This is a genomic window from Salinimicrobium aquimaris (genome assembly GCF_035607535.1).
Classification (GTDB): domain Bacteria; phylum Bacteroidota; class Bacteroidia; order Flavobacteriales; family Flavobacteriaceae; genus Salinimicrobium.
Genome location: NZ_JAYDZX010000006.1, coordinates 1 through 23,007 on the forward strand (window position 1 = coordinate 1; position 23,007 = coordinate 23,007).

The 23,007-nt window shown below is 40.2% G+C and carries 17 protein-coding genes and 1 other RNA gene; 13 read left to right on the top strand and 5 right to left on the bottom strand.

The window, feature by feature from the left end; genetic code table 11:
• Positions 1 to 203: 203 nt before the first annotated feature.
• Positions 204 to 2,759 (bottom strand): adenosylcobalamin-dependent ribonucleoside-diphosphate reductase, encoded by a 2,556-nt coding sequence (locus VR862_RS08320; protein ID WP_324720498.1) that lies wholly within the window; start codon positions 2,757 to 2,759, stop codon positions 204 to 206.
• Positions 2,760 to 3,066: 307 nt separating this feature from the next.
• Here VR862_RS08320 and VR862_RS08325 point away from each other — a divergent pair, with 307 nt between their 5' ends.
• Positions 3,067 to 4,449, top strand: a complete 1,383-nt coding sequence (locus VR862_RS08325; protein WP_324720499.1) for a mechanosensitive ion channel — start codon at positions 3,067 to 3,069, stop codon at positions 4,447 to 4,449.
• A 70-nt stretch (positions 4,450 to 4,519) separates the two neighbouring features.
• On the opposite strand, the gene VR862_RS08330 is transcribed toward VR862_RS08325, so the two are convergent.
• Positions 4,520 to 5,308 carry an endonuclease/exonuclease/phosphatase family protein gene (locus tag VR862_RS08330; protein ID WP_324720500.1) on the bottom strand — a complete coding sequence of 263 codons (789 nt, stop codon included), beginning with the start codon at positions 5,306 to 5,308 and terminating at the stop codon, positions 4,520 to 4,522.
• A gap of 35 nt (positions 5,309 to 5,343) precedes the next feature.
• A complete protein-coding gene (locus VR862_RS08335) occupies positions 5,344 to 6,555 on the bottom strand; it encodes an NAD(P)-dependent oxidoreductase (RefSeq protein WP_324720501.1) in 1,212 nt (403 codons plus the stop codon).
• 220 nt (positions 6,556 to 6,775) lie between these two features.
• On the opposite strand from VR862_RS08335, the gene ssrA reads away from it, so the two are divergent.
• Positions 6,776 to 7,175, top strand: a transfer-messenger RNA (tmRNA) gene (ssrA, locus tag VR862_RS08340).
• A gap of 260 nt (positions 7,176 to 7,435) precedes the next feature.
• Positions 7,436 to 7,684, top strand: coding sequence for a GIY-YIG nuclease family protein (locus VR862_RS08345; RefSeq protein WP_324720502.1), 249 nt, complete (start codon positions 7,436 to 7,438; stop codon positions 7,682 to 7,684).
• Positions 7,685 to 8,384: 700 nt separating this feature from the next.
• Here VR862_RS08345 and VR862_RS08350 read toward each other — a convergent pair.
• On the bottom strand, positions 8,385 to 8,873 hold the full coding sequence (locus VR862_RS08350; RefSeq protein ID WP_324720503.1) for a 5' nucleotidase, NT5C type: 489 nt from the start codon (positions 8,871 to 8,873) through the stop codon (positions 8,385 to 8,387).
• Positions 8,874 to 9,057: 184 nt separating this feature from the next.
• Between VR862_RS08350 and VR862_RS08355 the strand changes: the two genes are divergently transcribed.
• Together VR862_RS08355 and VR862_RS08360 are read left to right on the top strand one after the other, a co-directional pair.
• A complete protein-coding gene (locus VR862_RS08355; RefSeq protein WP_324720504.1) occupies positions 9,058 to 9,282 on the top strand; it encodes a hypothetical protein in 225 nt (74 codons plus the stop codon).
• Between the two features lie 982 nt (positions 9,283 to 10,264).
• Positions 10,265 to 10,567: a hypothetical protein gene (locus tag VR862_RS08360; RefSeq protein ID WP_324720505.1), complete on the top strand. Its 303-nt coding sequence runs from the start codon at positions 10,265 to 10,267 to the stop codon at positions 10,565 to 10,567.
• Positions 10,568 to 10,588: 21 nt separating this feature from the next.
• On the opposite strand, the gene VR862_RS08365 is transcribed toward VR862_RS08360, so the two are convergent.
• Positions 10,589 to 11,533, bottom strand: a complete 945-nt coding sequence (locus tag VR862_RS08365; RefSeq protein ID WP_324720506.1) for an MIT C-terminal domain-containing protein — start codon at positions 11,531 to 11,533, stop codon at positions 10,589 to 10,591.
• Between the two features lie 445 nt (positions 11,534 to 11,978).
• On the opposite strand from VR862_RS08365, the gene VR862_RS08370 reads away from it, so the two are divergent.
• The 8 genes from VR862_RS08370 to VR862_RS08405 all read left to right on the top strand — a co-directional run bounded on the left by VR862_RS08370 (position 11,979) and on the right by VR862_RS08405 (position 23,006).
• Positions 11,979 to 12,701, top strand: coding sequence for a hypothetical protein (locus VR862_RS08370; RefSeq protein WP_324720507.1), 723 nt, complete (start codon positions 11,979 to 11,981; stop codon positions 12,699 to 12,701).
• 169 nt (positions 12,702 to 12,870) lie between these two features.
• A complete protein-coding gene (locus VR862_RS08375) occupies positions 12,871 to 13,275 on the top strand; it encodes a hypothetical protein (protein ID WP_324720508.1) in 405 nt (134 codons plus the stop codon).
• Positions 13,276 to 13,296: 21 nt separating this feature from the next.
• Positions 13,297 to 15,666, top strand: coding sequence for a type I restriction-modification system subunit M (locus VR862_RS08380; protein ID WP_324720509.1), 2,370 nt, complete (start codon positions 13,297 to 13,299; stop codon positions 15,664 to 15,666).
• Positions 15,667 to 16,947, top strand: a complete 1,281-nt coding sequence (locus VR862_RS08385; protein WP_324720510.1) for a restriction endonuclease subunit S — start codon at positions 15,667 to 15,669, stop codon at positions 16,945 to 16,947. It abuts the gene before it with no gap.
• Between the two features lie 3 nt (positions 16,948 to 16,950).
• Positions 16,951 to 18,279 carry a RelA/SpoT domain-containing protein gene (locus VR862_RS08390; protein WP_324720511.1) on the top strand — a complete coding sequence of 443 codons (1,329 nt, stop codon included), beginning with the start codon at positions 16,951 to 16,953 and terminating at the stop codon, positions 18,277 to 18,279.
• A 57-nt stretch (positions 18,280 to 18,336) separates the two neighbouring features.
• The gene (locus VR862_RS08395) at positions 18,337 to 19,014 is read left to right on the top strand and encodes a hypothetical protein (RefSeq protein WP_324720512.1); all 678 of its coding nucleotides are present in this window, start codon (positions 18,337 to 18,339) and stop codon (positions 19,012 to 19,014) included.
• Between the two features lie 43 nt (positions 19,015 to 19,057).
• On the top strand, positions 19,058 to 20,848 hold the full coding sequence (locus VR862_RS08400; RefSeq protein WP_324720513.1) for a DUF262 domain-containing protein: 1,791 nt from the start codon (positions 19,058 to 19,060) through the stop codon (positions 20,846 to 20,848).
• Positions 20,835 to 23,006, top strand: coding sequence for a DUF262 domain-containing protein (locus VR862_RS08405; protein ID WP_324720514.1), 2,172 nt, complete (start codon positions 20,835 to 20,837; stop codon positions 23,004 to 23,006). Before VR862_RS08400 ends, VR862_RS08405 begins: the two co-directional genes overlap by 14 nt.
• Position 23,007: the final 1 nt, after the last annotated feature.

The following is a 23,007-nucleotide window of genomic DNA, read 5'->3' on the forward strand; positions in this document are numbered from 1 at the left end:
TTAGTACAAAGTTAAAAAATCAAGAGGAAAAAAGGAGAGTCACATTAGGATTTAATCATAGTATCTGAAAGGGTTGAGAACTTGGAAAGGTTTAGAACACCGAAAGGATAGAACCTAAAAGGGTTGAACAGGGTGCAAAAACAAAACCCCGCCTCTTTTCAGAAGCGGGGTTTCTATTTACCGGGGGACAGAATTAAAATTGATTATCCACACTTGGAGTAACCACAGCTTTTACATACCAGGCATCCTTCAGAAAAAATGATTCCTTCAGGATCTCCACATTCCCCGCATTCTTTATCGGCTGCAGGAGTACCATCGGGTACGAATTGCTTAAGGGCACGAACCACACCTGCTTTCCAGGTATTGATGCTTTCGTCTAGCAGGTTCAGGTTGTTGATAAGATCTACTACATAAGGAATTGGCATTCCGTGGCGAAGTACTCCGGAGATCAGCTTCGCATAATTCCAGTATTCCTCATTAAATGACCTTGAAAGTCCTTCAATAGTTACTTTATATCCGTGCTTATCACAGAACTGGAAATCGTATCTCGATTTACCATCTTCATCGCGGTTCTTGATCACATAGCCTTTCTCCACCCACTGCGGCAGATTGAAAACATCTTCCATTTTCCCGGTGAAGATCTCGTATGGACGATCGTTCAGGATACCAACCACTGCAAGCCATTTTTCTTTTTCGTTATTGAAACGAATGATCTTTGACTCCAGTTTCTTTGGACGTTTTGGCGCATAAGTTTCAGCAAAGACACTTTCCTTACTTGCGTCTTTCTTCCCTTTATCATCTGAAGAAACCAAAATTCCACTTCTCGAACCGTCGCGGTACACGGTGATTCCTTTAAGTCCTTTTTGCCAAGACTCAATATAGATATCACTTACCTTCTCCTGACTCACATCGGAAGCAAGGTTGATCGTTGAACTAATGGAGTGCGTGGTATATTTTTGAACCAGCGCCTGCATTTCTACACGCTTTTGCCAGTTTATTTCTGAAGCAGTTGCACCGGCATACGGACTTTGTTCAATAGCTTCTTTGCCCGAAGCCTCCATCCAGGTCTTCACTTTAGGGTGGTAAACAGTGAATTCCTCAAAAGCATCTCCTGTATCATCAACAAAGGCCACTTTTGCATTGGAGCCTGAAGCGTTAACTTTTCTTCTTCTCTTGTAAGACAGCATGAAAACCGGCTCAATTCCAGAAGAAGTTTGCGCAAGCATACTCAAACTTCCGGTTGGAGCTACAGTACTAATCGAGATGTTCCTTCTCCCGTGCTGCATCATACGGGTGTAAAGCTCAGGAAAATCTTTCTTCATCATTTGCACAAAATCTGACTGCTCTTCAATGGCCGGATCAAAAACCTTGAACGGCTCTCTGGTGATGGCCATATCAATACTACTGTCAAATTCACCTCTTAGCTTTGTCTGCATGATCTTATCAACCACCTCAAGAGCTTCATCTGTATCAAATTTCACTCCAAGAGCAGCAACAGCATCGGCAAGGGCAGTAAATCCAAGCCCGGTACGTCTACCATTCTTACCATTTTCGGCAAGTAATTTCCAGGTGTCGATCTCGTTCTTCTTGATGAAATCTGGCTCCTCATCCTGGTCGATCTTGGCGAGGATCTTTTCCACGGCTTCGAGCTCAAGATCTACAAGGTCATCCATCAACCTTTGAGTCTCATAGATCACTTTATAGAACTTCTCGTGATTGAAGGAAGCATTTTCAGTAAAAGGATTGTCGACAAAATTGTAAAGGTTAACCGCAATCAACCGGCAGGAATCTCCACCCTGCATTGCGATCTCCGAACATGGATTTGTTGAGCTGTTCTTAAATCCGGGATAAAAGGAAGAGGTTGAATAGGTATGTTGTTTATCCCAAAAGATCAACCCCGGCTCTGCAGTATTGTGAGCACATTTAATAATGGTGTCCCATAACTCTTTTGCACGTACTTTTTTGGTGTATTTAGGATTTGGGCTGTCGATTGGCCAGCGTAATGTGAAATCGGTATCCTCGGTAACGGCTTTCATAAATTCGTCTGAAAGTCTAAGAGAAATATTCGCCCCGGTTACCTTTTTAAGATCCTGTTTAATTGTGATAAAATCCTCAACGTCGGGGTGAGCTACATCAATAGTGAGCATTAAAGCCCCTCGACGGCCATTTTGGGCAACTTCCCGCGTGGTGTTGGAGAAACGCTCCATAAAGGAAACAGCTCCGGTAGTAGTCCCGGCTGCGTTAGAAACCTGTGCATTCTTAGGACGCAGGCCCGAAAGGTCCACTCCTACCCCACAACGTCTTTTGAACAATTGTACTAATTGTTGATCTGTATGTAAAATCCCACCGTAAGAATCATAGACCGGGGGAACTACCACACAGTTGGAGAGGGAAGCGATCATTTGGTCATTCCCGAGGGCCGCCATGACACTACCCTGTGGAATGCTGTATTTAAAGTCCTTGAACAGTTGAAAAATTCTTTCCTCACTCAAAAACTCCCTGGATTTCCCATACTCAGACAGATTTTCTTTCCCAGCTGCACGGTCTGCATATTTTGCTTCCATACGGGCAAATTCCTTTGCCATTCGCCTGTGCATATCATCTGGGGTTAGTTCTAAAAATTTTCCTTTTTTGTCTTTTACTGCATACTTATTTATCCAGGTAGTGGCTGCAAGCTCGTCATTTTTAAAATATTTTAAACATGCTTGCAGTACCTCATCATAGGTATAAGTCTGGGTGCTAAATAATTCTTCAACCATGGCGTTTGTTTTTTGTTTAACTTGAAAGAGGAGTAAAGTTATTTTAATTCCTGAGTTTTGAAAGATGAGGTAATGCTTTCTTATTAACTAAAGACTGTTGAAAAAAAAATCAGTTTTTTTTCTGAAAAATGGCATTTTCGTTCAGCCCTTGCTACTCCTAATTCCGCTGAATTTTTAATGCAGAATTCCGACTAAAAAAATATTAACAACAACCTGAATATTTTTTTAAACTCTTGTTAAGTGACTGTGGCAGAAGTCCTTTTTGTCATAACTTCAAGTGCTAACTTTCTTAAAAAATCAATAAATTATGGAAACTCAACTGGAAAATATCGGCGAGAGTATCGCCAATTTTTTGCCCGAATTACTGGGTGCCTTACTTGTCCTTTTAATTGGATGGCTTATTGCAAAAGGCATCAAGGCGGTAGTGGTAAAACTCATGCGAAGAACCTCCTGGGATGAACGCATTTTTGGAGGGGGAAACGTAGATGACACAAATGAATTTGTGGGTAATATTTTCTATTACCTTATAATGATCATCGTCCTGTTGATCGCCCTGGAGGTTTTAGGAATAAGTGAAGTTCTTACTCCCCTGGAAAATATGCTCAATGAATTCCTCATGTTCATTCCAAACCTAATTGGAGCTCTTCTTATAGCTTTTATTGGTTACGTGCTCGCAAAATTTGTTGCCAACCTCATAAATATTGGAGGTGGATTATTAGACCGGCTGGTCGATAAAACAGGATTTAAAGATACAGACCGTCTGGTAACCGTACTAAGAAAGCTGGTCTTTATCATTATTTTTATCCCTTTCCTTATTCAGGCCTTTAATACGCTAAGGCTCGATGCGATTTCTGAACCTGCCAATGATATACTTTATGGCTTTACAGAATTGATCGGGGAAATCATTATTGCTGCTCTTATCCTTCTGGTCTTTGTTTGGGGAGGAAGATACCTGGCAAATTTTCTTGAGGACCTGTTTAAAAGCATGGGCCTGGATCGTACTGCGGAAAAAATTCAGATCCACAACATGATAGGCTCCGGCCAATCCCTGTCCAGACTGGTGGCCAACCTTATCTATTTCTTCCTGGTCTTTTTTGGTATCATAACAGCAGTGGAGATCCTGGGACTCTCAAGACTCACCGAGATCCTACACCAGATCCTTGAAGTTACGGGACAAATTATCTTTGGCCTCATCATACTTGCTATTGGTAATTACATCTCGCTGTTGATCTACAACACCATGACCCGCTCCAGCAAGAACCATTTCATTGCGAGTGTTATTCGCTGGGCCTCGCTGGCGCTCTTTATAGCCATTGCTTTAAGGACCATGGGAATTGCAAACGAGATCGTGGAACTGGCATTTGGATTGATCCTTGGCGCCATTGCAGTTGCTGTAGCGCTAAGCTATGGATTGGGAGGTCGTGAGGCAGCCGGAGAGCACTTTAAGGATATTATCCAGAAGTTTCGCAAAGAGGCTTCGGAAGCAAGGGATCCGGCTAAAGATAGTCCCGATGTTCGCAACACCGGAAGAAGTTTCCCTCCCGAAGGAACCGGCGCCGGTAATGCGAGTACTCCACGAACTCCGGACACCTCTACCGGTGAAGCTCCAACAAAACAGAATCCTCCCGGAGACCGGGATAAAGACAGACCGGGCGGGGCAGGCTCCAATGGACCTGTTGATCCTACCTAATCCGGGAAACATGTTTAAAAACACAAAAGCCACGTTTTGCGTGGCTTTTTTCTTCTTCAGCTAAGACCTATTAAAGCTCCAGCTGGACCATTACCGGAAGGTGATCTGACGGATATCTCAGATCTTTAGAATCACTAAGAACAGCATATTTCCTCACCTTTACATCTCCCTTAGTAAAAATGTAATCAATACGCGGGGTTACTGGTTTATGGAATTCATACGCGTTAAAAGTTCCTTCGGATCCAAAAATATGCGCTGCACTTTCTTTTGTGTCCTTATAATATGAAGCTAAGAACCCGATCTCGTCTGTTTCCGGCTCAAGATTGAGATCCCCCATTAGAATGACAGGAAGATCTTCTTTATTAAGTTCTGATATCTTTTTATGTATAAGGCGTACACTCTGTTTTCTCGCCTCTATCCCTACATGATCAAAATGGGTATTGAAAACCCAGAATTCTCTACCCGATTTTTTCACCATGAACCTTCCATAGGTACATACCCGCGGATAAGAGGCATCCCATCCCTTTCCGGGAACCCGGGGTGTAGAAGAAAGCCAGAAGGTTCCCTGCTCCAGCAGTTTAAATTTTTCAGGTTTAAAGAATATAGCGCTGAATTCCCCTTTTTGAGCCCCATCATCGCGGCCTCTTCCGAAGTAATTATAGCTGTTGAGCTCATTTTTCAGAAATTCCAGCTGAGAAAGCAAAGCCTCCTGCACGCCAAAAATATCGGGTTCATGGTACTTCAACTGGGCGGCAAGAAAATCCTTGCGTTGCGACCAGCTGTTCTCGCCATCATTTTCATTGGCATATTTAATATTGTAGGTCATGACCTCCAGCTGGGCCTGCGCAGAAAAATTCATAAGTAAACAAATCATTATTAAGGTCCCGGGTAACTTCATATCATTTCTCCCGTTACATAATCCTGGAGATACTCGAATTTTTTGGTAAGTCTTCCATTTTGAGTCATTCTTGCCCGTTGTAGGACCCCGTCTTTGTCTCCATTAAAAAAGGCGGGCAACACGTGCTCCAGGAACATTTCTCCAAATCCTTCGCTTGCATCTTTTGGCAGCTCACAGGGAAGATTGTCTACTGCCATTACTACAATAGCACCGGCCTCCCGAAAATCTACTTCTCTTTCTTCCTGCGGGTCATAGCCGTAAAGAGGCTCTGCAATGGTCGACGGCCGAATCGTGCTGGCGATAGGCCCGGCGATATCACAGGAAATATCGGCTATGTACTTTATTTTAAAATCTGGTGCTTTGGCATCTTCTGCAGTGAAAAAGGCAGGAGCTCCCTGCCCGTAGAAATGTCCGGCGATAAAGAAATCTGTAACCCGGGTAAATTTCCTGAAATCGGATTCATAATGTTCCGGATGCCGGTAAAAGTCGGCATTATTAGTTAGCGTTGCATCTTTTCGCTTATTGTAGTCCAGCACATCAATATGACAATAGACGGGCTCATCAAAGTCTTTATTGAGATAGTCTTCAACTTCTACTTTTCTAATTTTAAGGTGATCGAGAATTTCCCGGGCTCCAAAGGCAACTTTTCCACTTCCGGTAAGCAGGATCTTAAAGGGCTCCAGCTGTATTTTGTCCAGCTCTGCCAACATGGCATTAAGATCGGAAAGACTTTCGGCTTTAGGGAGCTCAAAAGTGTCATTTTTGAGCCCTATTCCGCGCAAGCCGTTATAAGCGCCTACCAGACCGGCATATCTTCCGAAGCCAATAAGTCGGCCGCCGGTTTCGTTTACGATCACTTCATGGTCGAAAAGCTCGATATTGTTCCGGAGGATCTCCCGCAAAAGATCCCGGTTATAGGGTTGTTTTTTGATAGTATGAGAAAAGAAAAAGTATTTTTTGTTGGGGATAAGATAAGGAAGCGGCACTTCCTTCACGCCCAGCATCACATCACAGTCTGATATATCTTCGGAAACTTCAAACCCGGCTTCCCTGTATTCGTCATCTTTAAAGATGCGAATGTCTGAACTTTCCACCTTGAATTCGGCTTCAGGAAACTGCTTCTTTGCCTCTTGTAGTTTTTGGGGAGAAAAGACTACACGGCGATCGGGAGGAGTTTTACGCTCTTTAATAAGGGCAAATTTTATCATAGCAGAACAGCTGTTGTTTTGTTTGAATTTCCCAAATATAAGAATTAAAAGAGGTGCGAAAAAAGACTTAAGATCGCTTGGCTCCAAGAACCAGAAGCCAGGACAGGACAGTGTAAAATAAATTATCTTTAAATTTAAAAGCTGATATAAATTCTTAGCTTTGTCACTAATAATACTGGCATGGAAAATGCAGTAAACTTGCAGAAGTTCTTTACATATTGGGGTCGACTTGGTTTTGACAGCGAGTCTAATTGAGTTGTAAGCACGTCGAGCGCTGGGAAATAGCTCGTAAATCTCATTTTTCACACTTTTTAAACGGCGAGAATAACTACGCCTTGGCTGCATAATCCGAATCATAGTAGGATATGCTTAGTCCCTACAAGGTAGGGAGCCGAGATGTCTCGCGGGAGCCTTGATTTACGGCGCCCGCACCAGAGGCACCGACAAAGTAAATATAGGAACTGCAGGGCCTTGATGCAGTTCTGAAACTCAATTGAGGATAAGTGTGCAGTTGGTGGTTTTCGGCCGGCTGTACATCGAAAAACAAACGAAAACTAAACGTGTAGAAAGCTTCTGAATTGCTTGTTTGGACGAGGGTTCGAACCCCTCCGACTCCACCTTCGCTCGCCGAAGCTCATTTTTGAGCGAAGGCGAGCTTTTTTATTTTTAGCAGTTAATAAAGATTTCGATCCAATGTGTGGACGAGCTACGGTGGACGCTGTCCACTAATTAAATATTCTTTATAGAGATAAGAACATAGATAATCTTCCTTTCCAGATCTCCATTATTCTTCGCTCGCCGGAGCTTTTTTGAGCGAATGCGAGCTTTTTTATTCTTACCTTTCAACTTGGACGCTGTCCTCTGATTTAATCTTTTATAGATGGAAACACAAGCATGGACGGTTTACTTATTAAGATGCTCAAATGATTCTGTTTATGTTGGATGTACTTCAAATCTTGAGCAGAGATTGAAAGAGCATAATTATGGAAAAGTAAAATCCACACAATACAGGATTCCTGTTTCGGTGATTACGCAGATTATATTTCACGATAAATATAAAGCCTACCTATTTGAAAAGTATCTGAAAACAGGGTCAGGAAGAGCTTTTCTTAATAAAAGGTTCTTGTAAGTTCTGCCAAACATTTCCACTTAATCAGTTTTTGTTCACTTTAAATCACCCGGTCCGCAGGGCCGGATTTATTTTTTGTTCAACCAGTACAAGAAACCTCATCTTTTATCGCGTTGCCTCATTATCTACGAGTTTACTGAAGTACGAAGTAAGAAATGTGGTTAGGAGTTATGAGTTCAGAGATAGGTTACCGGTTGCCCGTTGCCAGTTCAGCATGTCATCCAGAGCGAAGTTTTTGGGGAGCGAAGCCCGCCAACCGGCCGGCAGGGATCTCTTGAAAGTACGGTTTTAGAAGTCCGATTTTAGGAGTACGAAGTTAGAAATGTAGTTAGGAGTTATGAGTTCAGAGATATGTTGCCTGTTGCCCGTTGCCAGTTCAGCATGTCATCCAGAGCGAAACTTGTGCGGAGCGAAGCCCGCCTACAGGCCGGCAGGAATTCCTCGGAAGTAAGGTTTTAGAAGTAAACTTAGGAATTGTTAGTTTAGAGTTACACTAACGATTATTCATTGTGAGACTATGGAGTAATGATTTGACCTTACTTGCAATTTGGTGCTTTCAATTTAACTGCCGACTAACCACTGCACACTGCATACTCATTTATTAAACATTAAACATTAATCCTTAATCCTTTCAAAAATTCGAATACAGAAACAAACTCCTCCTCTCCTAATTCGCGTTAGCCAAAATCCTACGGCGCCCTTAAACCTTGCTACACAGATATGCATAAACAGAATCCCAATCCGGGAATTTCGAAGTTCCAAAGTGGATATGCTCCCCTTCGAATTCGGAAGCTCCGTTTTTAGTGCGATCATCTACTAAAAAATCCCCTTTTAGGAGATCCTTTCTATGGGATAAGATCAGGCGTTTGCGCCCCAGGTTGCCGAAGTGATCCTCGATCCAGATCCGTTTTCCGGTAAAGGATTGCGGGAGGCTCCACATAGCCGTGGAAAGGAAAAAGATCTCGTATTGCTCAGCCAACTTTCCTACGGCTTCAATAGCTCCTTCTATAGGAGGCAAGTCGTGAAAAATATCCGGATTTGCATAGCATATCTGGTCTATCTTGTTTGAAAGGACCTCCTGGTCCGGGTGATCTTTAAAATTTATCAGAGAAGGTTCGAGCTCTCCTATACGTTTTTCAAAATCGGCCACTACGCCATCCATGTCGAGGTAAAGTATTTTTTTGTTCATCCTAAATCTTTTGAATCTAAATTTAAGCAGTCAGACTGACAAACCATGACGTGGTAAGTCCGAAGTACGAAAGGAGATTTACGAACTAAAAAGATAAAAATATAGGTTTATAGTAAAGAATAAATCTTTGGCGACACATATTGGCGCGGTCTCATTTTACCTTAGTCATACAAAAGGATCAAAGATGAGAAAACTTGAAATAACCCTGACCGAAGAGCAGTATCAGCATATTCAGGAAGAGATGAGGTACGCAGCACGAACCAATCTGAATGAGGAGACCTTTGGCGGCTATTCTCTATGTCTGCAAGTAGGTATTCCCGATATTTTCCCCGCTCAGCTGGAAATGAAAATGGCCAACAGCATAGACCTGGGGGATGTGGAATACGAGTTTACTGATGTACGAAATTAGAAGTACGAAGTTAGAAATGTAGTTAGGAGTTATGAGTTCAGAGTTTGTTGCCTGTTGCCCGTTGCCAGTTCAGCATTTCATCCAGAGCGAAGTTTTACGGAGCGAAGCCCGCCTACCGGCCGGCAGGGATCTCCTGGAAGTACGATTTTTGAAGTCCGATTTTAGGAGTACGAAGTTCGGAATGTAGTTAGGAGTTATGAGTTCAGAGTTATGTTGCCTGTTGCCCGTTGCCAGTTCAGCATGTCATCCAGAGCGAAACTTTTGCGGAGCGAAGCCCGCCTACCGGCCGGCAGGAATTTCTTGAAAGTACGATTTTAGAAGTACGATGGTAGAAGTACGAAGTTAGAAATGTAGTTAGGAGTTATGAGTTCAGAGATATGTTGCCTGTTGCCTGGTGCCAGTTTAGCATGTCATCCAGAGCGAAGTTTTACGGAGCGAAGCCCACCTACCGGCCGGCAGGGATCTCTTGAATGTACGGTTTTAGAAGTCCGATGTTAGGAGTACGAAGTTAGAAATGTATTTAGGAGTTATGAGTTCAGAGTTATGTTGCCTGGTGCCAGTTGCCAGTTCAGCATGTTATCCAGAGCAAAACTTTTGCGGAGCGAAGCCCGCCTACCGGCCGGCAGGGATCTCTTGGAAGTACGGTTTTAGAAGTGCGAAGGTAGAAATGTAGTTAGGAGTTATGAGTTCAGAGATATGTTGCCTGTTGCCCGTTGCCAGTTCAGCATGTCATCCAGAGCGAAACTTGTGCGGAGCGAAGCCCGCCTACAGGCCGGCAGGAATTCCTCGGAAGTAAGGTTTTAGAAGTAAACTTAGGAATTGTTAGTTTAGAGTTACACTAACGATTATTCATTGTGAGACTATGGAGTAATGATTTGACCTTACTTGCAATTTGGTGCTTTTAATTTGACTGCCGACTAACCACTGCACACTGCATACTCATTTATTAAACATTAAACATTAATCCTTAATCCTTTCAAAAATGTCAGATTACAGAAACAAACTCCTCCTCTCCTACCTCGCTTTAGCAAAAGCCCAAGGCGCCCTTACCGACAGGATCATCAATGTAGGAATGTTGGGTGAATTTGCAGAAGTCAATCAAACCTTCGTAGAAGGCGATACTTTCAGATTCGACCTGGAGATGTTCCGCCACAGTAAAGATCAAAACCTGTTACTGCTTTTAGAGCTATTCCATAAGCTGGATGAAACGATGAATTCCCTGGCAAATATCAATGGGATTACAGAAGAGGAGTTGGAAGATTTGGAAGACGATCTGGAATACTAAGAGTATAAATCTAAAAGTTTTTTACTGCGCCATTTTAATATAAGTAATTTCACAAGCCTTACATTTCCTCCACCTTTGATCCACATCGCCAATTGAAAATCGGCCCTCCCTCTTTTCGAAGATATCCAAGCCTCTTCCAAGTACAATTTTGTAGCCATTATCTGCCTCAATGAATCTGTCATGATGTTGCTCAAGGACAAAAGTAAGATTGATTCTCATTTCCTTTACAGCAGCTCCTAACTGGTTAAAGCAGTCTTTACTGTGTTCAATAAATTCTTCTGTATTCCAGGAAACCACCTTTAAATTAATTGTTCTGCCCGGTTCATTATTGTTATTCCCCAACATTACACAGAATTCAAGCAGATTATTGAACTGATATGGCATTCTAATCCAGGGATCCTGAAGCTTTATGTTATCAGCTCCTTTTAAATGCGAACCGAATAATTTTTCATAAGAAACATTGGTCTGATTCTGTGAAATAATTCGTTGCCTGCGGACTTCAGGATGTAATTTTGGAACTGAAGTAAAGGAAATCACTTCTGGTTTTAAGCGTGAACTCCTGGGTGCCTGGTAAAGCTCGGAGGACTGCATTTTTTCCGGAATAGGAAATCTTTTCACAATGAAAGGTTTAAAATCTACCTCTGTACCTCCAGAAGAAGTATCTTTTAAATATCCATCCTGCCGATCACTTGAGACAACAAGATTTACTGCATTCTTTTCATCCCAAACCCTGAAGTATTTTTCAGGATTTTTAAAGGTATTTGCCGGAATATTTAGATATAAAAATTCACTTTCTTCTACTAAGATGATGTTCCAATTCTTCTCAAAATTTTCGAGTTTTATATTCATCCACCAGGCAACTCTGCTACCGCTAACACTTTTATTGGCAAAAGTGGTGTTCCTTGTTTTTAATTTATCTACCCCTATCTTACTGTTGATATAACTGATTACCTGAGACTTTATCATATCTTTCTTTTTTTTATAAAATCGGTGTAGGGGGAAAGAGACAGAAATTTAGTGAAAATTCTTTAATCCCCTTTCAAACCTTTAAGAAAATATTTAGATTTACAAACGTGATGCCCCACCTCCGCTCTTCCCTACTCCGCGGACAAATGCCGATGCTGGAAATAAATCCTGCACATAAGTTCGGGCCTCCTATAACCTTGCACCAAATAATTATTTATGACCCAATAAACCCACAATAAATTATTTATGATCTTAACTACTTTTACATGGGAAGAACGCGCAGGGCCAAATCAGGTAATCCCTCTCCGAAAACCATCAACTCCCACCTGGGCAGGATCGATGCAATAAAATTTTATCATTCGACTTCCGAAATTATGTGCGGCATAAAAAGTTGAAGCTGGAAACCCTTTTAATTTTTATATATAGACTAATAACATTCTAAAAAATGAAAAAAATTACACTTGTAGTTTTAATCGTATTATCGATTATGCCAACAAACATGCATTCCCAGAATGAAGGCGAGGCAATTGCAGCAATTGCCGGGGGATTAATTGCCATTGGTGCCGGGGTAGCGGCGGTAGAACAAATGAAAGAACAGGCTGAATTAACCGCTACAGAATGGGTACTCTCCAACCAACCTGAACTGGAGAATTTCTCCTTAAAAACCTTAGATTTCGACGGGAAGAAACTTAAAGACATCTCTTCTGCATCAGTAATGACCTTTAAAATACAGGAATTTGAACCTTCAGACAAACCCGACCTTAATGGAAAAAAACAAATTCTGTTTGCTTTTACCAGTAGGGGTTGGATAAGCGAATATGGAATTGATTTTAATAAAGTAAAATGGCATCTTATAGATGCTGACGAGTGGATGAATATGATGATAGCTTATTCCAAAGTAGCTTCCGAAAAATCAAACGAGAATCTAATTCGGGAAACCCTAAGGGATGGGAAAATTGTAAATAAAGGAGTGAAGACTAGAAAAGGTGAAGATATACCATTTTATAAATTGGAGGGAGACATGTATCTGGTTACCGATTATTCACCGGAAATGAAAATAATCTATAATGAAAGATCTCTCGGGATTTTCCTAAAAGAAACCCGGGATTTGGTCCAGATCAGTAGAGGAAGCATAATTGATATTCATGAGTTTTTCAATAAAAGCTAATATTTGGGATAGAGATCTTTTACTTTAATCCTCTTCATTTTCTTTAAGAAAATATTTAGATTTACAAGTGTGATGCCCCACTTCCGCCATTCCCTACTCCGCGGAAAAAATAAAGTCCAATGTCCTATGGGTTTTAAATGCATCCTTAAAAACTTATTTTTTCAACAACATGAAGAAAATTTACCTACTCCTCTTTGTTATCGCTTTGACTTTATCTTGTAGTACAGATGATGAGAATTCAAATCCGGACATTTCAATTAATCCCCCCGCCTGGCTTCATGGTACCTGGAAAGCTGAAGATGCTGGTGGTACAAGCATTACTGGATTTCGCTTTACAACAGATGATATAATCCTTTTAGGTTTATATGATATGAGCTATAGGGATAACACTAGCAGCATTGTCAAATCCGGAGGTGAGGCTACCGTAGAGGAAGATATATCTCAAGAGAGTTACAGAATTACGATCGACTATTCTGTAGGAGCTTCAGTAAATTACCTTTTTTCCAGGGTCGATGAAAACACCATTAACTGGAACACGACAACTTACGGGGCCCTGGAGCTTCAAAAACAATAACAAAATTACCCTACAAATACTATGACCCAACAAACCCACAATAAATTAGTTTCCTTCATCTGGTCTATTGCCGATGATTGCCTGCGCGACGTTTACGTGCGCGGAAAATACCGCGATGTGATCCTGCCAATGGTGGTGCTGCGCCGACTCGATGCCCTGCTCGAACCAACCAAAGATGCCGTGATGGAAGAACTGGCTTTCCAGCGTGATGAAGCTGGTTTTACCGAATGGGACGAGAGCGGACTTCGCGATGCTTCCGGCTATGTTTTCTACAACATCAGCAAATGGACGCTTCAGAAACTGCATGACACCGCTACGAACTCCCAGCAGATCCTACAGGCGAATTTTGAGGATTATCTCAACGGTTTTAGTCCAAACGTAAAGGAGATCATCGATAAGTTTAAGCTGAAGAGCCAGATCCGTCATATGGCAGGCAAGGATGTTCTGCTGGATGTGTTGGAGAAATTTACTTCGCCTTACATCAACCTCACGCCTTTTGAAAAAGAAGATCCCGAAGGACGAAAAATGCCTGCACTTTCCAACCTTGGAATGGGCTATGTCTTTGAAGAACTCATCAGGAAATTCAACGAAGAGAACAACGAAGAAGCCGGGGAGCATTTTACTCCGCGGGAGGTGATCGATTTGATGACGCACCTGGTATTTGATCCCATTAAAGATCAATTGCCGCCGGTAATGACCATTTACGATCCTGCCTGTGGGAGCGGCGGGATGCTTACCGAAGCCCAGAATTTCATCAAAGATGGGGAAGGCCTCATCAGGGCGACCGGCGATGTCTATCTCTACGGCAAGGAGATCAACGACGAGACCTACGCAATCTGTAAGAGTGATATGATGATCAAGGGCAACGACCCGGGGAACATCCGCGTGGGTTCTACCCTGTCTACAGATGAGTTTGCGGGCATCAGCTTCGATTTTATGCTCTCCAATCCACCGTACGGGAAATCCTGGAGCAGCGAACAAAAATATATAAAGGACGGCAAGGATGTGATCGATCCGCGTTTTAAGATCACCCTAAAGAATTACTGGGGCGTGGAAGAAGATGCCGATGCCATTCCCCGCTCTTCAGACGGTCAGTTGCTGTTTCTTATGGAGATGGTGAACAAGATGAAGCCCGCGCACCAAAGCCCTTCCGGTTCCAGGATCGCTTCGGTTCACAACGGTTCCAGTTTGTTCACGGGCGATGCAGGCGGCGGCGAGAGCAACATAAGGCGCTACATCATCGAAAATGACCTTTTGGAGGCCATCATTCAGCTGCCTAACAACCTGTTCTACAACACCGGGATCACTACCTATATCTGGTTGCTGAGCAATCATAAAGCCGAACACCGTAAAGGCAAGGTGCAGCTTGTCGATGGCGGACAATTATACCGAAAACTGCGGAAGAACCTCGGAAACAAGAATTGTGAATTCGCGCCCGAGCATATTAATGAGATTGTAAAGGTTTATGCTGAAATGCAGGCGGTAAGCCGAAACATAGATGAGGAAACCAATGCCGAAGTCCCCGGGATCGCCGCACAGGTGTTCGATAACGAGGATTTTGGTTACTACAAGGTGACCATAGAACGCCCTAAGCGCCTGAAAGCTCAGTTTACTGCGGAAAAAATTGCGGAACTGAGATATGACAAACAGCTGAAGGAGCCAATGCTGTGGGCCTGGGAAACTTTTGGAGAGGAAGTTTATTCCAAGCTGAAGGAGCACGAGAAAGAGATCCTTGCCTTTGCTGAAGAAAACGACCTGAACCTAAGCAGCAAGAACCGAAAGAAACTGTTGAGCCCCAAAACCTGGAAAAAGCAGAAGGAAATATTGGAACTTGCTGAAAAACTACACCAGTCAATTGGCGAAAAAGAGTATTCCGATTTTAATATTTTTAAGAAGGAAGTTGAAGCGAAGCTGAAAGAGTGGAAACTCAAACCCGGCGCTTCCGAAAAGAATGCCATCTACAATGCCGTAAGCTGGTATGACGCTGAAGCCGAAAAAGTGATCAAAAAGAAAGAAAAACTGAGCGGAGAAAAACTCAGCAGCCTTCTCGCCCATCTGAGTTGTACTGAAGAACAGCTGCCCGACTTTGGATATTTCCCAACCGGAAAGTCAGGAGAATATGTCATTTTTGAAACCGAAAGCGACCTGCGCGATTATGAGAATGTGCCTCTAAAAGAGCAAATTCACTCTTACTTTTTGGAAGAAGTGAAACCTCACGTTTCTGAAGCCTGGATCAACCTTGATGCCACCAAGATTGGTTATGAAATAAGCTTCAACAAATATTTCTACCGGCACACGCCGCTGCGGTCATTAGATACTGTAGCCAAAGAGATCCTGGAATTGGAAGAGAAGAATGAAGGTTTAATAATGGATATTTTAAACCTGGCGTAGATGGAAGGAATAAAAGAAAAGGTACGGCTACAAAAATATCCCGCCTATAAACATTCGGGGGTAGAATGGCTGGGAGAGATTCCGGAGCATTGGGATTTAAAAAGATTAGGATCAAGATTTGAAGAGCGGAAAGAAAAAGTTTCAGATAAGGATTTCCCGCCTCTGTCCGTAACCAAGAAAGGTATCCTTCCCCAATTGGACAATGCGGCCAAATCCAATGATGGAGATAACCGAAAGCTTGTTAGGAAAGGAGATTTTGTAATCAACAGTAGATCGGATAGAAAAGGATCAAGTGGAATTTCTGACTTAGACGGTTCCGTATCACTCATCAATATTGTGATGAAACCAAAAGATCTTCACGGACCGTTTTCTGATTATCTACTGAAGAGTACCGCCTTTGTAGAAGAAAATTATCGTATTGGACACGGAATCGTTGCGGATTTATGGACAACTCGCTACGATGAAATGAAGAATATTAAAGCGGCTTTTCCTCCCAAAGAAGAACAAACCGCCATCGCCAGTTTTCTTGATGAAAAATGCGGCAAGATCGATACCGCCATTACGCAAAAGGAAAAATTGATCGAACTGCTCAAAGAACGCAAGCAGATCATCATCCAAAATGCCGTGACCAAAGGTTTAGATCCTAAAGTTAAGATGAAGGATTCTGGTGTGGAATGGATCGGCGGCATTCCGGTGCATTGGGAGGTTGTTAAGCTAGGTCATTGCTTACTCCCTGTTTCTGAAAAAAATCATCCGAACCTTCCATTGCTTTCAATAACTAGAGAAAAAGGAGTTATTCTACGGGATATTGAAGATCAGGATTCAAACCACAACTTTATTCCTGAAGACCTCTCTGGCTATAAAAAAATTAGGAAAGGCCAATTTGGAATGAACAAAATGAAGGCGTGGCAGGGATCATACGGAGTTTCTGCTCATACAGGTATTGTAAGCCCCGCTTACTTCATTTTTGATATTTTAATTGATGTCGATCCAGAATTTTTCCATTTCGCTTTAAGATCAAAACTCTATGTGTCTTTTTTTGGCCAAGCTTCTGATGGAGTAAGGATTGGACAGTGGGATTTATCCAAGATGAGAATGAAACAAATACCTTTTGTTTACCCATCAAAGAAGGAACAAAGGACAATAGTTGCTGAAGTGAAAAATCAGTTATCTCAAACAGCTCATGCAATTAAATTGCAAAAACAACAAATTAGGAAGCTGGAAGAATATAAAAGAAGTTTAATAGACGCGGCGGTGACGGGGAAGATAAAGGTGAGTTAGTTTATGAATTACACAGGAGGAGATATTAAAAGGTTGGGCGAAAGGTTACGCAACATAAAAGGAAAGCACATTTCTGATGTTGACCTTGATCTTCTTCAAGCTCATCGACTTTCCTTTACCGATCCATTATTTAAAACTTTTAAAGAACTCACCCAATTTAAAAGTACTATTCAGAGGTCAGCAATAATTGCGTTTAGATTAAAAAGGATAACTACTATTATTAATAAAGTTATCCGAAAACCAGACATGCAGTTGAATCGCATGTGGGATATTGCCGGAATACGGATTATTTTTTCGGATGAAGTTTCTGCTAGAAAAATGGTAAATCTCATAATGCAGAAATATGAGGTTAGAGGTAAGGTTAGAAACTATTTTGAAGACCCAAAAAAAATCGGATACAAGGCCTTTCACGTTTACATCACGGAACCTGAGAGTGGAAAGGTGGTTGAAGTCCAAATAAGAACTCGAGACACTCATAATTGGGCAACTCTTTTGGAAATAACAGATGTTTTATACAATACCAGATTAAAAGAGGAAGGTTATGAAAATAACCCAACGCTGGGTCGATTTCATGAATTAGTATCAAGTGAGAAAGAATTAGAACCGGAAGAGGCTGATTTCCTTTATAAAACCTTGGACAAATATGATTTCATAACCAAGCTTGCTGAAACATTTAGAAAAAATTCCAGCATAGTCAAAAAGCAGTGGCAGGAAGTTAATACTAAAGACAGGTATTTTTTAATAGAACTTTCATCTGATAGTGTTCCTAAGTTATCTAGTTATAAAGATTACGAAAAGGCTGAAATTGACTATTTCAACGCGTATAAAAAGGATGAAGGAGCTTTAATTGTATTGACATCCGTACATAAACCTTCTTTTGAACAAATCAGCATTGCTTATGCTAATTATATTCTTTCCTACCACAGATTTATCAAAGATGTTCAGGAAATAATTAAAGTTTTGGCACTTGAAAAGTTAGAAGAGAGGAAATTCAAAGAATTCCGAAAGATTTTCAGATTGTACGAAAATATTCAAGCAAATAATATAATCAACATCCTGATTGAAAGAGATGATATTATAATACGTTTTGAAGGTAAAGCACTCTCTTTAGAAAGTAACTCAAAAATAAGTTCTAAGAAAAAAAAGGAAATAAGAAAAACCGTTGAAACTGGAATACGTCAAATGGGACGTAACCATCGCCAGTTTATGGAAGATATTAAGGAAACAATGAGTAATGGCTCAAAGTGGAATTGGAGAACAAAAGCATTTTTAAAAAAGCATGAGGACAGAGTCACTAAAAGATTGAAGTCTGTTGATCTTAAATTTGATTAAATATCAAGAAGAGATTCGGAAGTTAGTGTAAAAAAGAGTTTTTAAACATTTAAAGTAATGAAAGGCAAATCCCAATTCACTAAAGAAGAAGCCAAGCAGATTGAGCAGCTAATCAGGCAAAAGCTGAATGCCGGTGCTTCGGAGCAAAAAGGCATCAGGAATAAAATCAGAAAGCTGGGTTTTTACGCTTCAGATTTTGGAATTGGAGGTGGCTATACCGTAAATAATTTTAGAAGAGTCGCTAGTATAAGAAGCAATGGTAGACCATCAACAGAACCAGGAGCAGCAAAGTCAGCCGAAAAAAATGGAGTTACTGCTAAAGCCTCAAAAAGAGCAAAAAGTGATGAGGCTTATATCCTGGACCTGTGCGATGAAATCTTAAAAGAAAAAAGCCTGCGCCAGCACCGTTTCGATTTCCTTCGAGGAGACACCGGCTCCAAATTACCTGTAGATGCTTACTACCCCGAATTAAATCTGGTCATCGAATACCGCGAAAAGCAACATACCGAAACCGTTACTTTTTGGGATAAAAAAGAAACAGCTTCTGGCATTTCCAGGGGAGAACAACGAAAAAGATATGATGAGCGTAGAAGAATTCAGATTCCTGCCAACGGATTAAAATTGCTGGAGATAGATTACAGCCAGTTTGACCATACGAGCAGTAAAAAACTAATCAGAAATCGGGAGGCAGATATTGACCAGTTGAAAATATTACTCACAACATTCATGAACTAGCACGTAGTCTAAACTAGTATTGAAATGAAAATAAATAGAAATAATGACAGAATTAATATTCAGCATTAAAGACATTTTTAACGATAAAAGCTTAGCGGGTTGCCTAAAGCAATACGACAGTTCCTTTTATCATATTCCTGCATATCAGCGAGGATATAAATGGTCTTCAGAACGAGATGGAGCTGTAACCGTACTCCTCAATGACTTAAAGAAAGCGTACTTAACTGCTAAGGAAGGAAAGAAAAAAGAATATTTTCTTCAATACATAACTTTAAAAAAAATAAGTTTAGCAGAAGGGAAAGGTCTGGAAGTCATAGATGGACAACAGCGCCTTACAACTTTATCTGTTATTTTATCTTCATTAGCAATCTTTCTCGATGAAGAAAACATTTCGGCGAATAAACTGCATTATGCAATCCGTGAAAATTTTTTTGATGATCATATCTACAAAAAAAGTGGATTTAATTCTCTGGTTCAAAAGAGCTGGCACCAAACAATTACAGAGAACAAAGAATTAAATAAACAGGACATCTTCTATTTATTCAAGGCTGCTGAAAAGTGTAATAGTTTCTTTGGTAAAGAATTGAAAAATGAACTTCTAGATTTTTATAATTATTTACTTAATGAGGTTAAGTTGATCGTAAACTCTATTGAACCTCATATTGAGAGTGAAGCTGTTTTCAAAAACTTAAACAGTAATAAAGTTCCACTTACAGAGGCAGAGTTAATTAAAGCACTTATTATTACAAGTCTCGGTAGAAATCGCACAAATGAGAAAATCACTAACTTTCATGAGATCCTAGAAATCCGCAGCAAAATAGGAAGAGTATGGGACGAAATTTCGAGTTGGGTCCACCGGCCGGAAATAAAGAGTTTTTATTTTAATAATAAAAAAGATGCAATGCATGAACTTCTAAAGTTAACGGCAGCATCTTTAGAAGAACAGAATAAACTGAAAATTAAAGCGGGTGAGTTTCCTTTATTTAATGCGTTTTTAGATTTTGGAAATATAGATGTTGTATTTAAGGAACTGCTAGAAATTAAAAATACTCTTGATGATTGGTTTACTGATCCCCTTTTCTACAACTTAATAGGGTTTCATCGCTTCGCCAAAAAAAGTGGGAACAACAATCGCAATTATTTAGTGAGTCTATTATCCCATACCTCAAAAACCTCACTTCTTGCAAAGTTAGAAGATGATAAAGAAGGCCTTTTAAAACAGATTAAGATTGAAGAGTTAAATTACGAAGAATCTCCCGAAAATATCCACCATATTCTCCTTGCTTTAAACGTTTTTATAGAGGGTTGGCAAAAAGATTTTCGCTTTAATTTTTACGCTTTTGAGCAGGAAAACTGGTCTTTGGAACACATCTTCCCGCAAACTCCAGAAGGGAAGAAAAACATCTTGAGTATTGAGAACAAGCTTGCAATTAAAGAAATACTAGAAAGTAATCTAACTCCTGAGATTGAAATGGTTCTGGATTTAGATGAAAGGGACCAAGCTCAAAAGGAGATCTATTATAAGGCACTTAAAGCTGAAGCATCCCTCAATTCCATTGGAAATATGTGCTTGATGACTGGAGGAGACAATGCATCTAATGGGAATAAATTTTTTCCTGAAAAGCGTAATAACATATTAAATCTGATTCAAAAAGGAAGCTTTGTTCCAAAACACACTTTTGACGTCTTCAGTAAAATGTTTGAAGATGCCGATACTGCTCGCATGAATGTTTGGAGTAAACGGGATATGGAAAGTCATTCAAATCATATCAAGAATGTTTTAAAGTTAAAATTGAAGGAATCTAAAAAAGACCAACAGCATGAAAGCAGGTAAATACACTGTAAAGGAATTATTTGTTAATCGGTACCTAGATCAAATAGTCATTCCAGAAATTCAGCGAGATTATGTTTGGGAAAAAGAACAAGTTACAGGTTTGTTCAATTCAATTTATCATGATTTCCTTAAGTTTCAAGATTCCATAAAGGATGTGCCAAAAATTGAAACTACAGATGAGGATCTCATGCGTGCCTTTAAAGAATTCTACCAAAAAAGACATTTTTCTTCAAATATCGGCTTTATATACGCCTATAATGATGAGCAAAGTGCCGGCAAATATTTTCTGATAGATGGTCAACAACGAATTACTACTATCTTTTTACTCTTACTTGCTCTGACTTCTGATGAAGAAGACTTAAAGAAGGAATTTAAGAGCACCTACTTTGAGGACAATAATTTAAAAGTTGATTATAAGGTTAGAGAGGCAGCTCATCAATTTCTGTCAGCCTTTGTAGAATCTAAACTCAAGGGAGCGGGTGATATTAAGGCTGCTTCGTGGTATTTCAAAAATCAATATGAATCCGATACTACAATCCAATCCATATTAACAAATTTCCGAACCCTTAAAAACGTTATAAGGGCGCAGGAAAACTTAAATAGGAAAAAGTTTTATTCTTATCTCGAAGACTATGTGTCTTTTTGGTACTTTGACACTAATGTGAGTGAACAGGGAGAAGAATTGTACATATATATGAATGCCAGAGGCGAGCAGATTCAAGGAAACGAAAATATTAAAGCGGATTTGCTGGGAAGATTAAATTCCCATGGAAATCAGGAAGATCTAAAAAAGGATTATGGAGCCCGCTGGGAAGATTGGCAGGACTTCTTTTGGCAAAATAAAGGAGAGAATGAAAATGCAGATTCGGGATTCAATGAATTTTTAAGCTGTGTTAGTGGATTAGAGAAGTTACTGGAAAATTCTTCCGAAAATTTTTACTCCAAAGAAAGGTTTGAGGAACATGGTCAAATAAGAACTTCTGATTTGTTAAAAAACCTTGAGATCCATAAGATTGAAAAATATCTGAATGCCCTTCAATTTATTGCAAATGAGAAGGAAGAGTTTCAGAAGAAATATTCCTATTCAAATTGGGTAGATAAAAGTTTTAATGAGATACTACGGATCTTCAACAAAGAAAAGACCAATTGGTACGCAGATTATAATGACTCTAATAGAGCTACAGAAAGAAATCGAATGGTTTTTATCTGGTCTATTCTCTACTACACTGTTAACTGCCCCTCAAATGATCAGAAGAGAGACAATGTATTCCGGCTATTGCGTCGTTTTTATTTAAGATATTCCAATTTTGATCGCTCAGTTAAATCGATTAAACCTACGATTAAACAAATTCTTGAAAAAGGTGTATTTGAAACTTTAGAGACAACTTCAGGCGAGGAAGGTGATACAGAGGAAGACGTTTTGACCTCTACAAACAATCTTTGGGAAGAAAATGCAAAATCTCAAATCTTTTCTCAATACTATAAAGATCCTATAATTCTAAGAAAATTTGAGGAGGCTATATGGAAAATAGAGGATCATAAATTCAACCTGGATGGAAGAGGTGTAGGAGGCACTAACATTAGCCATTTAATTGAACTTAAGGAAAGTATATCTCTTTCAGAATTGGATATAGTTCATAAGAAGTTTTTTGAAGTTTTTCCTGCAAGAGAAAAGAATTACCACACCGTTCAGAACATCCTGCTACTCTTTGGGAAATATTGGCATAGAGTAACTCCTTACTACTATGAAAACTATCAATTTGATAATTGGAAGAGGATTATAAGAGATTATACAGGAAATGAAACCCGGAGAACAACATTTAAAAACTTTTTTAGAGAATTTCTTCAGTTCTCAGGTAGTTTTAACGAGTTTGCTTCCGAAAAAAGTCTACAAAAAATATCAATAGAAGAAGCTACGGATCTTCGAAGCCAACTTACTTGGTATAATCAGAAATTAGGGAATATGATGTGGAGTGAAGGAAACTTCATAGCATTGAAAGACTGGGAAGGCCCAGACAAGGTTTTTCCAAATTCTCATAAGATTCGTAACACTAAAGGAAACTTTAAAGGCGGCAATCCAACCTCTCTTTTTTCCCGATTGCCGAGCAAAATAAAGGTAGAAATATCAAATCAAGAAGAACTTGTAAAAACTGAATAGG